Source organism: Amycolatopsis lurida, assembly GCF_900105055.1.
GTDB classification, from domain to species: domain Bacteria; phylum Actinomycetota; class Actinomycetes; order Mycobacteriales; family Pseudonocardiaceae; genus Amycolatopsis; species Amycolatopsis lurida.
Genome location: NZ_FNTA01000004.1, coordinates 7,062,740 through 7,076,518, shown reverse-complemented (window position 1 = coordinate 7,076,518; position 13,779 = coordinate 7,062,740). Strand labels below are relative to the sequence as shown.

Here is a 13,779-nt window from a genome sequence, read left to right as displayed (position 1 = left end):
CGCACCGGCGGGATTTCACAGCTTCGCGGCCGCGCTCTTGATGGCTTCGCGGATCCGGAAGTAGGTGCCGCACCGGCAGACGTTCTGGATCGCGTCGATCTCGGCGTCGGTCGGGTTCTTCGTCTTCTTCAGCAGCGCCACCGCGGCCATGATCTGTCCCGGCTGACAGTAGCCGCACTGCGCGACGTCCTGCTCCAGCCAGGCTTCCTGCACCGGGTGCAGGTCGTCGCCGTCGGCGAGGCCTTCGATCGTGGTGACCTCCTTGCCCGAGCACTCGGACACCGGCGTCACGCACGGGTTGAACGCCTCGCCGTCGAGGTGACTGGTGCAGGCCTTGCAGACGTTGATCCCGCAGCCGTACTTCGGGCCGCGGACGCCGAGCTTGTCCCGCAGCGCCCACAGCATGGGCAGATCCGCGGGGGCGTCGACGGTGACGGTCTTCCCGTTCACCGTGAAGGTGTAGTTGGGCATCGAAAACTCCTGGAGGTCAGCGGGGGAAGGGTTCGAAGTCGACCGGGAAGTTGATCGGGAAGCTGCGCGGTTTGATCCCGGTGGCCCGCGCGTAGGCGTTCCCGATCGCGCCGACCGGCGCGGGTACGCCGAGTTCCCCGGCGCCGCCGATCTCGCCCGTCTCCGGCATCACGAACACCTTGACGTCCGTCGGCGAGTTCTTCTGCCGCGCGTAGTGGAACTGCGAGTAGCTGCCCTCCAGCGGCAAGCCCTTGTCGATGTGCAGACCCGCGGTCAGCGTCGTGGCGATGCCGTCGGTCAGGCCGCCGAGCATCTGCGCCTCGATCCCGCGCGGGTTGATCGGCTTGCCGACGTCGACCGCGATGGTCGCCTTGGTGACACGCGGTTTCTTCGGGTCACGGGCGTCCATTTCGACGAGGCAGGCGGTGTACGACTTGTACTCGCCGTGCACGGCGACACCCTGGGCGAAGCCTTTGGGCATCTTCTTGCCCCACTCGCCGAGTTCGGCGACCTTGTCCAGCACCGCGCGCTGCCGGTCGTCCTTGATGAACTCGCGCCGGAACTCGACCGGGTCCTTGCCGAGTTTCGCGGCGATCTCGTCGACCATGATCTCTTCCGCGCCGCGTGTGCTCGCGGAGTACACCGACCGCCAGGCACCGGTGTGGAAGTCCACCGGGACCTCGTTGAGCAGCTGCGTGGTGACCCCGAAGTTGTACGGCGACTTCACCGTCAGCAGGAACACCGTCTGCGCGAAGCTCAGGTTGCCGCCGACCGGCAGTTCCGCGGCGAAAGCGGTCAAGACCTCGCCGAGCCCGTGGCTCCAGTCGGTCTCCACGCTGGCGACGCGGTGCTCGAAGGTGAGCACCTGGCCGAGCGGGAAGGTGGCGCGGATCTTGTGGTGACTCGCGGCCCGCGCGCGGCCGTGGCGCATGTCGTCGATACGGCTCCACATCAGCCGCACCGGCCGTTTGAACGCCTTCGAGGCACGCGCAGCCTCGATGGCGCCGTCGGAGAACAGCCGACGGCCGAAGGAACCGCCCGCCTGCTGGACGTGCACGGTGACCTTGTTCTCCGGCAGCCCGAGTTCCTGCGCGATGTTCTGCTTCGCGAGGATCGGGACCTTCATCCCGGACCAGATGGTCGCGCTGTCCTCCCGGACGTCGGCGACGGCCGAGTTGGTCTCCAGCGGGGCGTGGCTGGCGAAGGCGAAGTCGAACTCGCCGTCGACGTACTGGGTCAGCAACGGCGGCACGACGAACGGCAGAGCCGCGGCCCGCAGCTTCTTCTTGATCGTCGCGTTGTTCTCGCCGTCGACGGTGCCGCCGTTCCAGGTGACGTCGAGGGCGTTCTTGCCGTCCAGCGCCTGGCCGAACGTCTCGGCCATCACCGCGACCCCGGTCTTGATCACGGCGATGTCGATGATGCCGGGCATCGCGCGGACGGCGGCCTCGTTGTTGACCTGCTTGACCGTGCCGTTGATCGTCGGCGGGCGGCGGACCATGACCGGCATCGCGCCGGGGATATCCAGGTCCAGCGTGTACTGCAGCTGTCCGGTGACCATCGCGCGGGCGTCCTTGCGCGATTGCGGCGTGCCGACCAGCCTGTGCGCGGACTCCGCCTTCGGGGTCGCGGTCACCTTGCCGAGGTCGGCGCGGGCGGCGGGCCTGGCCAGCGCGCCGTAGCCCGCTCGGCGGCCGTCGGGCGCGATCACCGCACCGTCCCTTGTGGACAGTCGGGCGGCATCGGCGCCCCACTGCCGCGCCGCGGCCGCGACCAGGCGGGCGCGCGCGGCGGCGGCCGCGGTCCGCACCGGGGTGTAGAGCGAGCGCATCGTGTTGGAACCGCCGGTCAGCTGGTTGAACAGCAGTTCGGAGCGGGCGTCGGAAAGAACGACGTCGACCCGGTCGAGCGGCAGGTCCATTTCCTCGGCCACCAGCATCGCGTTCGCCGTGGTGATGCCCTGGCCGACCTCGGTCCGCGGCAGCTCCAGCCGCACGCGGCCGTCTTCGCGGACTTCGAGCACGAGGAGACCGGCGGTGGGGGCGTTCGACAAGATCAGCACGTCGCCGAGGTCGAGGATCTCGGCCGGCCCGGGCGGAGTCGGGATGACGGCTTCGGCCTCTTCGGGCGAGACGGTGTCGATACCGATCTTCGTGGCGATCGTGAGCGTGGGCGCGGCGACGAGGAAGCTCAGGAACCGGCGACGGCCGAGGCCGCCGGAGTCCGGAGCCTCGCCTGGGGTTCCAGTGGTGGGACTGGCCATCGGGAAGATCCCTTCGAGAGCGCGCGGAGAAGGCGGAACCCTCGCGCGGCCTGGGGTCGGATGGCGACACGCTAGGCATCGGCATTCGGCCTAGTCAACGCGCAGTAGTCGGGTCGGCCCATCTGTGTGACGAGGTGACAGCGAACGGCCCCGAATGTGTGGCGCGCCACAGCCGGTCAGATGGAGTCGCGCTCCCGGCCTGCTTCGAGCAGGTCCTCGCGGGCACGCGCGACGCGCGAGCGCACGGTGCCGACCGGGCAGCCGCAGATCTCGGCGGCCTCGGCGTACGAAAGCCCGAGCACCTGGGTGAGGACGAGGACCTCGCGCCGCTCCGGGTCGAGCCCGTCGAGCAGCATCCGCAGCTCGACCAGGTCCTCGAAGCCGGCGACACCCTCCGCCTGACGGGCGCCACGCCGCTCGGCGGTGGCCTCCCAGTCGACATCGGCGAGTTTCGGGCGCGCCGAAGCCGCCCGGATGCGGTCGACGACGACGCGGCGCGCGATCGACAGGAGCCAGGTCCGCGAAGAGGACCGGCCGGCGAACCGCCGCAGGCTGCCGAACGCGCGCAGGTACGTCTCCTGGGTGAGATCGTCCGCGGCGCCGACGTCGGCGAGGTGCGCGACGAAACGCCAGACGTCGGCCTGGGTGGCCCGCACCCAGTCTTCGAGCGCCCGCCGGTCGCCGCGGGCGGCGGCGAGCGCGAGCTCGGTCACCCGCTCGTCGTCGTGGTTGCGCGGCCCGGCCATACGAGAAACGTAGCAGCGTCCCGGGAACCGGGGCAGGCCCGCGCCCGACAAGTGAGACGTGAAGTGCGAGACCTGCCGCGAGGCCCTGTCGGCCCGGCTCGACGGCGAAACCGAACCCGCCCCGCCCGAGGTGGTCGACCGGCACGTGGCGGGCTGCCCCGCGTGCCGATCGTGGCTCTCGCGTGCCGAGCGGATGCACCGGGCGATGCTGCTGCGGCCCGCTCCCAGAGTCCCGGACCTCACCGCCGTCATCCTCGACCGCACCCCCGCCCCGCCGAGCGAGGGCTGGCCTGCCAGGATCGCGCTCGCGCTGGTCGCGATCGCGCAGCTCGGTCTCGCCTTCGCCCAGCTGCTGGGCGTCGAAGACCACACGGCCGGGCACGGTACGGAATCCCTGATCGGGCACCTTGCCCACGAAAGCAGCGCGTGGAACCTCGCGGTCGGTGTCGGACTCGGCTGGGCGGCCGTCCGCACGAAGGCGGCGTCCGGGCAGCTGCCCGCGCTGACCGGTTTCGTCGCGCTCCTCCTGGCGCTGTCGGCGGGCGACCTCGCCACCGGACAGGTCACCGCGGGACGCGTGCTCACCCACGGGTTGGTCGTCGCCGGACTGCTCTTGCTGTACGTGGTGAACCGGCAGCATCGGCTGCGCAACCGCCCCAGCCCGGCGACGACGGCCGGCTACCCGGATTCCCGCAGCGCCGAAACCGACCACGAGACCGGCGAAGCCCCCGAACGCCCCCGTCAGCACCGGGGTTTCCGGCGTCCGGCGAGCCGTCACGTGGCTTGACCCACCTGGTCTAGACCATTACCGGTCACTGGGAGCACGCGCACGGATACCGGGTGAATCACAGGTTTTCGCGCGCGGCGTGCGCGATTCGCGGCACGGGCACGTTTATCGTTCGCCTGGGACCACCGAATGTAAACCTTCTTGCCCATTTCGGGCCGGACCCGGATAACTTTGGTGGAACACCTTGGTTCGACAGGAGGCGAAGCTCGTGGTTGGCGCAGAAAACCCACCCGTCGGCACCCCCGCCGGGATGCGGAAGATCAATCAGCGCGCCGTGCTGGACCTCCTGCGCCGCAGCGGCCCGGCGACGCGGCCCCAGGTCGCGAAGGACACCGGACTTTCGAAACCCACGGTGAGCCAAGCGTTACTGGCACTCGAAGCGGCCGGGCTCGCCAGGGCGACCGGGCACACCTCGACCGGCACCGGCCGGTCCGCCGTCCTCTACGAAGCGGATCCCACGGCGGGTTACGTCCTCGGTGTCGACATCGGACGCGAGCACCTCCGCGTCGCCGTCTCGGACCTCGGCCACACCGTGGTCGCCCGCCGGGACGAGCGGAACACCTCGCGTTCGGGCACGGCGCTCGTCAATGCGGTGGGCGCCCTCGCCGCGGCGACCGTGCGCGAAGCGGGACTGTCCCAGGCGGACATCGTCGTGCGGGTCCTCGGCTCCCCCGGCGTCGCCGACCCGGATAAACGCTGCTTCCGGCACGCGCCGAACCTGCCCGGCTGGGGCAAGGCGGGCCTGCTCGACGAACTCGAAGCCGTCCTCGGCCCGGACCTCATGGTCGAGAACGACGCGAACCTCACCGCCGTCGGCGAATGGGAACGCGGCGCCGCGCGCGGCGCGTCGGTGTTCGGCTGCATCACCATCGGCACCGGCGTCGGCATGGGCGTGATGGTCGACGGCCAGGTCTTCCGCGGTGCCACGGGCGCCGCGGGCGAGATCGGCTACCTGCCGTACGGGCAGTCGGACGCGGCGGGCGAGGGCGAGGACTCGCCGCCCGTCCGCGGCCACCTCGAAGAGGCGACGGCGGCGCAGTCCGTCGTCCGCGGCGCGCGCGAACTCGGCCTCGGCACGGCGAAATCAGCCCGTGAGGTCTTCCGGCTCGCCCGGGACGGCGACGAACTCGCCCTGCGCGCCGTCGAGGCGGAGGCCGACAGGCTCGCGTACACCGTGGCGTCGGTGGCGGCGGTGATCGACCCCGAACTGATCGTGCTCGGCGGCGGGATCGGCACCGCGGCCGATCTGCTGCTCGACCCGATCGACCGCGCCCTGCGCTCGTTCACTCCCCTGGTGCCGTCGGTCGTCCAGGGCGAACTGGGCGACGACGGGGTGCTGACCGGCGCGATCAGCGTCGGGTTGCGCGCCGCCGAGGGCCTGGTCTTCGAACGCAAGGTGGGCGCGGCCTAGGCGGCCCGCCAGGCCTTTCCGCCGGCGCTGATCCGCCACGGCGTCAGCCTCAGCACGGTGATGCCCGGATCCAGCGGGTCGTCACCGCCCATGATCTTCGGGTCGAAACCCAGCGGCTCCGGCGTTTCCGACGCCAGGCGCCACAGGTGCCGCCGGGTCGCCTCGTCGTCGGCGTAAACGGCGCCGCATTCGGCGACGGCGACCTCGTGCGCCGGATCCCAGTACGAGCACGAGACGAACGGCGTGCGCGCCAGGTGCGCCTTCTTCAATGGCGTCGGACGCGTGAACAGATGCCCGACGAGCCCTTCCTCCCGCTCCTCCCAGAGCGGGTGCACGACACGGGACCTCGGCCTGCCCCGCCGGTCGACGGTCGCGAGCGTGCACCAGACCACGCGATGGGCGACGCGGACGAACTCCGCCGTCAGTTCGGGTGGCGGCGTGCTAGATTCCACAACCATGGTTGTGGATCCTACGCCGTTGAACCTCGACCTGTCACTCGTCTCGCTGTTCGCGGGCTGGGCGATGAGCGGTGAGATCCAGCGGCGGCTGACCGCCGACGGCCTCGGCGAACTGCGGTTCAACGACGGCGTCGTGTTCCAGCACGTGCTCGCGGGACCGCTGTCGATCTCCGCGCTCGCCGAACGGATGGGCGTGACCCAGCAGGCCGCGTCGAAGGCCGCCGCCGATCTGGAACGCCGGGGCCTGCTGCGCCGCGAACCCGATCCGGCCGACGCGCGAACCAGGCTGCTGCACCTCACCGAAAAGGCCGAGAGCGCCGTCGAAGCATGGCGGAAGCACCGGGCCGCGTTGGAAAAGGAACTCACCGCCGAATACGGCGAAGAGCGGGTCTCGGACGCGAAAGCGTTGCTGGCCGGGATCCTCGGCCGTTACGGCGAACCGGAGGCGATCCGCGGCCGCCGGGTCCGCCCGCCGCGGTAAGGCATTACCTCCGCGGTAATCGACAGCGGGGGGACGATATTCCCATGACCACAGCCAAGAAGATCGTCCTCGACTGCTTCGAGAACATGTTCGTGCACAAGGACTTCGCCGCCGCGGGCACGAACGTGCACCCGGATTTCGTCACCCACAGCCCGGGATTCCCCTCCGGCCGTGACGCTTTCGTGGAGGCGATGCGGAATTCACCGATGGTGGGCGCGGACGTCTCGGTGAAACGCGTGATCGCCGACGACGAGCACGTCGTCGTGCACCTGCACGTCGTCCGGCCGGGTGAGGAATCCGGCGCGGCCGTCGTCGACATCGTGCGCGTGGCGGACGGGCTCATCGTGGAGCACTGGGACGTCAAGCAGCCGGTGCCGCCCGGCGCGGAAATGTTCTAGGGCTTGATGATCAGGCAGGTGCTCGACGCCGTCGCGAGCACCTTGCCCTGCCCGTCGCGGATGTCGCCCTCGGCGAACGCGACGCGCGAACCGGCCTTCACGACCCAGCCGTGCGCGCGGATCTCCCCCACCGAGCCGGAAATGGCGCGCAGGTAGTTCACCTTCAGTTCCACCGAGGTGTACCCGACACCGGCGGGCAGGGTCGAGTGCACCGCGCACGCCACCGCCGAATCCAGCAGGGTCGCCGCGACGCCGCCGTGCACGGTCCCGATGGGGTTGTACAGCGACTCGTCCGGCGTCGCGGCGATCACGACGTCGCCTTCGGCCACGCTCACCCAGCGCATGCCGAAATGCGCCGAGATCGGCGCCGGCGGGATCCGGCCCTCGGCGATACCGGTCAGGTACTCGAGGCCGGACATTTCCCGGCCGAGCCGGGCGGTGGGCAGCGGATCCTGCCAAGTCACGGTCTTCTGCCTGGTCTGCCCGGTGACATCGGTGGTCATGGCCGCCTCCTAAGACGATCGTCCTAGGCTTTCCTAGGACGATCGTCTTAGTCAAGGGCTATGCTGAAGGAGTGTCCGATACCACCACTCGCGAGCGGATGATCTCGACTGCGATGACGCTCTTCCGCCGCGAGGGCTACCAGGCGACCTCGTGGCGGCGGCTGGTCGAAGAGGCCGGGACGCCGTGGGGATCGGCGTACCACCACTTCCCCGGCGGCAAGGAGCAACTCGCGGTCGCCGCCATCGAACTCGGCACCGCGGTCGTGGCGAAGACGGTCCGTCGCGCCTTCGAGCGCACCGAGACCGTCGAAGACGCCGTTTCCTGGTGGTATCGCAAGGCGGGCGAGGCGCTGGCGGCCGACGACTACCGCGGCGGCTGTCCCCTCGCCACGATCACGCTGGAGATGGCGCACGCCTCGCCCGCGATCACCAAGGCGTGCCAGGACGCGTTCGCCGCCTGGCACGCACTGCTCGTCGAACTGCTCAGTGATGTCAAGGACCCTGAAGACGTCGCCACGGCCATCATGAACAACCTCGAAGGAGCCCTGCTGGTCAGCCGGGTCCACCGGTCGCCCGACGCGCTGGACCGGGCCGCGCGGCATGTCGCGCTCGTGATCCGCGCCTCCTGACGAAGCCGAGCGAGCATGGGCGAGCGCGGGTAGCGTGGCCAGACATGATCGGTCTGCCCGACACCATCACGGCCTGCCTCTTCGACCTCGACGGCGTGCTGACCGGAACCGCGGCCCAGCATCGCGCGGCGTGGAAGCGCACCTTCGACGAGTTCCTGCGCGCCCGCGACGGTGACGCGTTCTCGCCGTTCACCGACAACGATTACGCGGCTTACGTCGACGGAAGGCCGAGGGCCGACGGCGTCCGCACGTTCCTCACCTCGCGCGGGATCGAACTGCCCGAGGGAAGCCCGGACGACGGGATCGACGCCGCCACCGTCAACGGGATCGGCAACCGGAAGAACCAACTGGTGCTGAAGATCATCGAGGACGAGGGCGTGACTCCGTACCCGGGTTCCGTCCGGTATCTGGAGGCGGCGAAGGCGGCGGGGCTGCGCATCGGCGTCGTCACCTCGTCGGCCAACGGCGCGAAGGTGCTCGACGCCGCCGACCTGACCAAGTTCGTCGAAACGCGGATCGACGGGATCGTGATCACCGAGAGGAATCTGCGCGGCAAACCCGCCCCCGATTCGTTCCTCGCCGGCGCCGAGGCGTTCGGTGTCGCACCGGCGAACGCGGCCGTCTTCGAGGACGCCCTCGCGGGCGTGCAGGCGGGCAAGGACGGCGGTTTCGGTTACGTGGTCGGGGTGAACCGCGCGCATCAGGCGGGCGAACTGCTCGCGCACGGCGCCGACGTCGTGGTGGACGACCTCGCCGAACTCCTGGAGGATCGCAAGTGACCGAATCGCTTCTCCGCGGCTACGAGGTCGCGCCCTGGGAGCTGCGCTGGCACGGAATGGACGTCGACGCGTTGCAGCGCACCGAATCGGCGTTCGCGGTCTCCAACGGGCACATCGGCCTGCGCGGCACGCTGGAGGAGGCCGAGCCGCGCGGTCTTCCCGGCACCTACCTGAACGGTTTCTACGAGCAGCACGATCTTCCTTACGCGGAAACGGGTTACGGCTATCCCGAAGAGGGGCAGACGGTCGTCAACGTGACCGACGGCAAGATCATCCGGCTGCTGGTCGAGGACGAACCGCTCGACATGCGCTACGGCCAGGCGACCGAACACGACCGCGTGCTCGACTTCCGGAAGGGCACCCTCGCGCGCGACACCGTCTGGTCGTCACCGACCGGCCGCCGGGTCCGGGTGAAGACCGAACGCCTGGTCTCCTTCACCCAGCGGGCCGTCGCGGCGATCAGGTACGAGGTCGAACCGCTCGACGACGAACTCCAGCTGGTGGCGCAGTCGGATCTCCTGGCGAACGAACCGATCGAGTCCGACACGCGTGACCCGCGGGTCGCGGCGGCACTGGAGTCGCCGTTGGTCGGGGAATACCACCACGCGGAGGCCTACCACGCGGTGCTGGTGCACCAGACCCGCCGATCCGGGTTGCGGATGGCCGCCGCGATGGACCACAAGATCGACGTCTCCGACGGCGTGCGCACGCATATCGAGGCCGAGGACGATCTCGCGCGGCTCACCATCGCCGTCGACGTGCCCAAGGGCGGGCGGCTGCGGATCACCAAGTTCCTCGCCTACGGCTGGTCCGCGCAGCGATCGGTGCCCGCCGTGCGCGCACAGGTCGAGGCCGCGCTGGCCGGGGCACGCCAGACCGGCTGGAAGGGGCTGCTCGCCGAGCAGAAGGCGTTCCTCGACGACTTCTGGGAGACCTCGGACATCGAGATCGAGGGCGACCCGGAACTGCAGCAGGCCGTGCGGTTCGCGCTCTTCCACCTCTTGCAGGCCGGGGCCCGCGGCGAGACGAGGGCGCTGGCGGGCAAGGGATTGACCGGCCCGGGCTACGACGGGCACGCGTTCTGGGACACCGAGACCTTCGTCCTGCCCGTGCTCACCTACAGCATCCCGGACGCCGCCCGCGACGCACTGCGCTGGCGTCACTCCACTTTGGACAAAGCGCGGGAAAGGGCGACCCAGCTGGGGTTACGCGGCGCCGCGTTCCCTTGGCGGTCCATCAACGGCGCGGAGTGTTCCGCCTACTGGCCGGCGGGCACGGCGGCGTTCCACGTCAGCGCGGACATCTCCGACGCCGTCGTGCGCTATCTCAACGCCACCGGCGACGACGAGTTCATGCGGAACTGCGGCGCGGAACTGCTCCTCGAAACCGCGCGATTGTGGTTGTCACTCGGGCATTTCGACCGGCGGGGCCGCTTCCGGATCGACGGCGTCACCGGACCGGACGAGTACTCCGCGGTGGCGGACAACAACGTCTACACGAACCTGATGGCCCGCCGGAACCTGTTCTACGCCGCCGAAATCGTCGGCCAGCACGACGACGTGGCCCGGCGGTTCGAGGTCGGCGCGGACGAGGTCGCGTCGTGGCGCAAGGCCGCCGAGGCGATGCTGGTGCCCTACGACGAGGATCTCGGCGTGCACCCGCAGTCCGAAGGGTTCCTGGAGCACGACGAGTGGGATTTCGAGGCGACGGACCCGGATTTCTACCCGCTGCTGCTGAACTATCCGTACTTCGACCTGTACCGCAAACAGGTGGTCAAGCAGGCCGACCTCGTGCTCGCGCTGCATCTGTGCGGGGATTCCTTCACCCCCGAGGAAAAGGCGCGCGACTTCGCCTACTACGAGGCGCGGACCGTGCGGGATTCCTCGCTGTCGGCGGGGACGCAGGCGGTGGTGGCGGCCGAGGTCGGGCATCTCGAACTGGCCTACGACTACCTCGCCGAGGCGGCGCTCACCGACCTGCACGACGTGCACAACAACGTCCGCAACGGTCTGCATCTGGCCTCGCTGGCGGGCGCGTGGCAGGGCACCGTCGCCGGTTTCGGCGGGCTGCGCGACTACGGCGGCCGGCTGACCTTCGCGCCGAGGCTGCCGCCGCAACTCCAGCGGATCGCGTTCCGGCTGACCTTCCGCGGTACCCGGTTCCAGGTCGAGATCGACGGCGAGGGCGCGACGTACCACGTGATCACCGGGGAGCCGCTGGAACTGATGCATCACGGCGAGACGTTCACGGTGAGCGCCGAGCCGGTACGGCTGCCGATCCCCGCGCTCGACCCCGGCCCCGCGCCGGTGCAGCCCGCGGGCCGCGCTCCGGCACGGAGGCAGCCGAAGGACGGCTGATCGCTCAGTCCGGAGGTTCGATGGGTGCTTCGCCGCCACCCGGCACGTCGTCGACCTCCTTGGTGCCGTGCGGGCCGACGTCACGGTTGGGCGCGCTGGGCACGTCGGTCTTCGGCTGGATCCCGCGAAGGTCGTCGAGATCTTCTTCGTCGTCCTGCCCGAAGTTCTTCTTGCTTTCCCTCATGTGTCCGGGGTACCCGCTCGCGGCCGGATGCGCCAGTCTTCAGGCGGCTTTCGCCGGTTCGCCCTCCGGGGTGACCAGCCCGTCGAGCATGCTGAGCAGCAGCCCGTCCCTGGTGGACCACGGGCAGATGGCGACCTGGCCGCCGGCCAGCGTCAGCAGCGCCTCGGCGACGATCGCGCCCGCGAGCGCCTGGTGGGAGCGTTGCCGCGAGATACCCGGCAGCTCGGCGCGGCGTTTCGCGGGCAGCTTCGCCAGCCGCGGGATCCACGCGCGGAGGTCGTCGAGGTGCAGTTCCCTGGCGCGGGACGGCCGGTCCCCGGCGAGCCGGGCGAGCTGCCGCAGCACCTTGGAGCAGCCGACGGCGCGATGGTCGCGAATATGCGGCAGAACGTCCTGCATCGCGTCACGGACCTCGTCGAGCACGTGTTCCCGCATCGCCCGCACGACCTTGGGCGACGGGCATTCGGTGGCGAACCAGTCCCGGGTCAGTGATCGTGCGCCGAGCGGCAGGGAGTGCGCGAACCCGGCCTCCTCGGCGTCCCCCGCGGCGAGCTCGACGGTCCCGCCGCCGATGTCGAGCACCAGCAGCCCGCCGGCGGAAGCGCCGTACCACCGGCGCGCGCCGACGTAGGCCAGTTCGGCCTCGCGGCGTCCGGTGAGGAACCGCAGTTTGACCCCGGTGGCCTTCTGGACGTCGCGGACGACCTGCTTGACGTTGCTCGCGTCGCGGATCGACGACGTGGCGAGCGGGTACACGTTTTCGACGCCGTGCTTGGCGGCCATCGTCATCCCCGCTTCGACCGCGGAAGAGACCGCGTCGATACCACGCCGGGTCAAGTTCCCGTCATCGTCGAGTTCCCGGTCCAGCCGCAGCCGCGTCTGGTGGCTCAGCGCGGGGTCGAGCGGCGAACCGCCCTTGGCCAGAACCACCAGCCGCGCGCTGAACGACCCGACGTCAAGGACCGCGGCGGATGGCTCGCCGATCTGCTTGCGCACGCGAGGCACCTCACCTTCGTCGCGAACGTATTCCCCCGAGGTCTCGCTTTCACTCCTGATAATGGCGGATTTTCCGGCCGTTCAGGCGTGGTTTACGTTCTCTTTCCACCGGGAGGTCGTTTTTTGACCACGAAGGGGGTACACCGGCGCAGGTCAAGTATACCGGATCGATACAGGTGAGAGGTTCGCCTCCCCGCCGCGTGGCTGGTCCGCGCTAGTCGATGAGTTCGCGAAGCTTCGAAACCTGCGCGACACGGGCCTCACGACCGGGCAGCAGCGGGTTGACCACCAGCGTGGTCGCCCCGGCCTCACGGAAGGCGGCGAGACGCTCCTTGACGTAGCCCTCGGACCCGATCAGCGAGATCGCCCTGATCAGCTCCTTCGGCACCGCCGCGGCGGCCTCTTCCTTCTTGCCGTCCAGGTAAAGGTCCTGGATGAGCTTCGCTTCGGCCTCGTAGCCGTACCGCTGAGCGAGACTGTTGTAGAAGTTCTTGCCGCGTGCGCCCATACCCCCGATGTAGAGCGCCAGCATGCCGCGCAGGTGGTCCAGCAGCCCTTCGACGTCGTCACCGATCGCCAGCGCGGTGCCGACGAAGGTGTCCAGCTCGCCCAGCGACGGGTCGCGCTTCGCCTTGCCCTCGGCCAGCGACGCGCCCCAGACCTCGGCCGCCTTCTCGGGGTGGAAGAAGATCGGCTCCCAGCCCTCCGCCAGTTCGGCCGTGAGCGCGACGTTCTTCGGGCCGATCGAGGCCAGCAGGATCGGGATCCGCTCGCGCACCGGGTGGTTGATCAGCTTCAACGGTTTGCCGAGGCCCGTGCCCTGCTCAGGGGGCAGCGGGATCGAGTAGTGCGTGCCGGAGTGCACCACCTTCTCCCGCCGCCACACCTGACGGCAGATGTCGATGATCTCGCGGGTCCTGCCGAGCGGCGCGTCGTACTTCACGCCATGGAAACCCTCGATGACCTGCGGACCCGACGCGCCGATGCCGAGCGTGAACCGGCCGTCGGAGACGAAGTCCAGCCCGGCGGCGGTCATCGCGGTCAGCGTCGGCGTCCGCGTGTAGATCTGGAAGATGCCCGAGGCGATCTGGACCCGTTCGGTCTTCGCCGCGACGTAGCCGAGCTGGCTGACCGCGTCGAACGAATAGGCCTCGGGGACGAAGACGATGTCCAGTCCGGCCTTCTCCAGCTCGACGATGTCCGCCACGCTGTCGGCGAAACCACCGGCGTAGCTGATCGCGGTCCCGATCCTCATCGGCATCTCCTCGTGAAGTTACTGAGCGCTCGCTTAGCGACAGTATGCGCCGGGACCGCGC

15 protein-coding genes are annotated in these 13,779 nt (G+C 69.7%); 7 read left to right on the top strand and 8 right to left on the bottom strand.

The annotated features are described in order from the left end of the window. Positions 1-15 precede the first annotated feature (15 nt). From BLW75_RS38560 to sigC, 3 genes are all read right to left on the bottom strand, one after another. Positions 16-471, bottom strand: coding sequence for a (2Fe-2S)-binding protein (locus BLW75_RS38560; protein WP_034324549.1), 456 nt, complete (start codon positions 469-471; stop codon positions 16-18). 16 nt (positions 472-487) lie between these two features. Continuing rightward, positions 488-2,734, bottom strand: a complete 2,247-nt coding sequence (locus BLW75_RS38555) for a xanthine dehydrogenase family protein molybdopterin-binding subunit (protein ID WP_034324552.1) — start codon at positions 2,732-2,734, stop codon at positions 488-490. 176 nt (positions 2,735-2,910) lie between these two features. After that, positions 2,911-3,480, bottom strand: coding sequence for an RNA polymerase sigma factor SigC (gene sigC, locus BLW75_RS38550; RefSeq protein WP_034324554.1), 570 nt, complete (start codon positions 3,478-3,480; stop codon positions 2,911-2,913). Between the two features lie 58 nt (positions 3,481-3,538). On the opposite strand from sigC, the gene BLW75_RS38545 reads away from it, so the two are divergent. Together BLW75_RS38545 and BLW75_RS38540 are read left to right on the top strand one after the other, a co-directional pair. Then, entirely contained in the window at positions 3,539-4,267 is a 729-nt protein-coding gene (locus tag BLW75_RS38545; RefSeq protein ID WP_034319115.1) for a zf-HC2 domain-containing protein, read from the top strand. A 208-nt stretch (positions 4,268-4,475) separates the two neighbouring features. Beyond that, positions 4,476-5,678 carry an ROK family transcriptional regulator gene (locus BLW75_RS38540; RefSeq protein ID WP_034319118.1) on the top strand — a complete coding sequence of 401 codons (1,203 nt, stop codon included), beginning with the start codon at positions 4,476-4,478 and terminating at the stop codon, positions 5,676-5,678. On the opposite strand, the gene BLW75_RS38535 is transcribed toward BLW75_RS38540, so the two are convergent. After that, positions 5,675-6,136: a pyridoxamine 5'-phosphate oxidase family protein gene (locus BLW75_RS38535; RefSeq protein WP_034319120.1), complete on the bottom strand. Its 462-nt coding sequence runs from the start codon at positions 6,134-6,136 to the stop codon at positions 5,675-5,677. The two genes, BLW75_RS38540 and BLW75_RS38535, sit on opposite strands and share 4 nt — an antisense overlap. Here BLW75_RS38535 and BLW75_RS38530 point away from each other — a divergent pair. Together BLW75_RS38530 and BLW75_RS38525 are read left to right on the top strand one after the other, a co-directional pair. After that, positions 6,135-6,617, top strand: a complete 483-nt coding sequence (locus BLW75_RS38530) for a MarR family winged helix-turn-helix transcriptional regulator (RefSeq protein WP_034319123.1) — start codon at positions 6,135-6,137, stop codon at positions 6,615-6,617. The two genes, BLW75_RS38535 and BLW75_RS38530, sit on opposite strands and share 2 nt — an antisense overlap. Positions 6,618-6,661: 44 nt before the next feature. Further along, the gene (locus tag BLW75_RS38525) at positions 6,662-7,015 is read left to right on the top strand and encodes a nuclear transport factor 2 family protein (protein ID WP_034319127.1); all 354 of its coding nucleotides are present in this window, start codon (positions 6,662-6,664) and stop codon (positions 7,013-7,015) included. Here BLW75_RS38525 and BLW75_RS38520 read toward each other — a convergent pair. Continuing rightward, positions 7,012-7,518 carry a PaaI family thioesterase gene (locus BLW75_RS38520; RefSeq protein ID WP_034319130.1) on the bottom strand — a complete coding sequence of 169 codons (507 nt, stop codon included), beginning with the start codon at positions 7,516-7,518 and terminating at the stop codon, positions 7,012-7,014. The two genes, BLW75_RS38525 and BLW75_RS38520, sit on opposite strands and share 4 nt — an antisense overlap. A gap of 71 nt (positions 7,519-7,589) precedes the next feature. Between BLW75_RS38520 and BLW75_RS38515 the strand changes: the two genes are divergently transcribed. The 3 genes from BLW75_RS38515 to BLW75_RS38505 are packed head-to-tail and all read left to right on the top strand — an operon-like array spanning position 7,590 to position 11,283. Continuing rightward, positions 7,590-8,147, top strand: coding sequence for a TetR/AcrR family transcriptional regulator (locus BLW75_RS38515; RefSeq protein ID WP_034319134.1), 558 nt, complete (start codon positions 7,590-7,592; stop codon positions 8,145-8,147). Positions 8,148-8,191: 44 nt separating this feature from the next. Beyond that, on the top strand, positions 8,192-8,926 hold the full coding sequence (locus BLW75_RS38510) for an HAD family hydrolase (RefSeq protein WP_034319137.1): 735 nt from the start codon (positions 8,192-8,194) through the stop codon (positions 8,924-8,926). Further along, positions 8,923-11,283 carry a glycoside hydrolase family 65 protein gene (locus BLW75_RS38505; protein ID WP_034319140.1) on the top strand — a complete coding sequence of 787 codons (2,361 nt, stop codon included), beginning with the start codon at positions 8,923-8,925 and terminating at the stop codon, positions 11,281-11,283. Before BLW75_RS38510 ends, BLW75_RS38505 begins: the two co-directional genes overlap by 4 nt. A 4-nt stretch (positions 11,284-11,287) precedes the next feature. On the opposite strand, the gene BLW75_RS38500 is transcribed toward BLW75_RS38505, so the two are convergent. From BLW75_RS38500 to BLW75_RS38490, 3 genes are all read right to left on the bottom strand, one after another. After that, on the bottom strand, positions 11,288-11,467 hold the full coding sequence (locus tag BLW75_RS38500; protein ID WP_034319145.1) for a hypothetical protein: 180 nt from the start codon (positions 11,465-11,467) through the stop codon (positions 11,288-11,290). 39 nt (positions 11,468-11,506) lie between these two features. Further along, positions 11,507-12,463 carry a Ppx/GppA phosphatase family protein gene (locus BLW75_RS38495; RefSeq protein ID WP_034319147.1) on the bottom strand — a complete coding sequence of 319 codons (957 nt, stop codon included), beginning with the start codon at positions 12,461-12,463 and terminating at the stop codon, positions 11,507-11,509. Between the two features lie 214 nt (positions 12,464-12,677). Further along, positions 12,678-13,718: an LLM class F420-dependent oxidoreductase gene (locus BLW75_RS38490; RefSeq protein WP_034319151.1), complete on the bottom strand. Its 1,041-nt coding sequence runs from the start codon at positions 13,716-13,718 to the stop codon at positions 12,678-12,680. Positions 13,719-13,779: the final 61 nt, after the last annotated feature.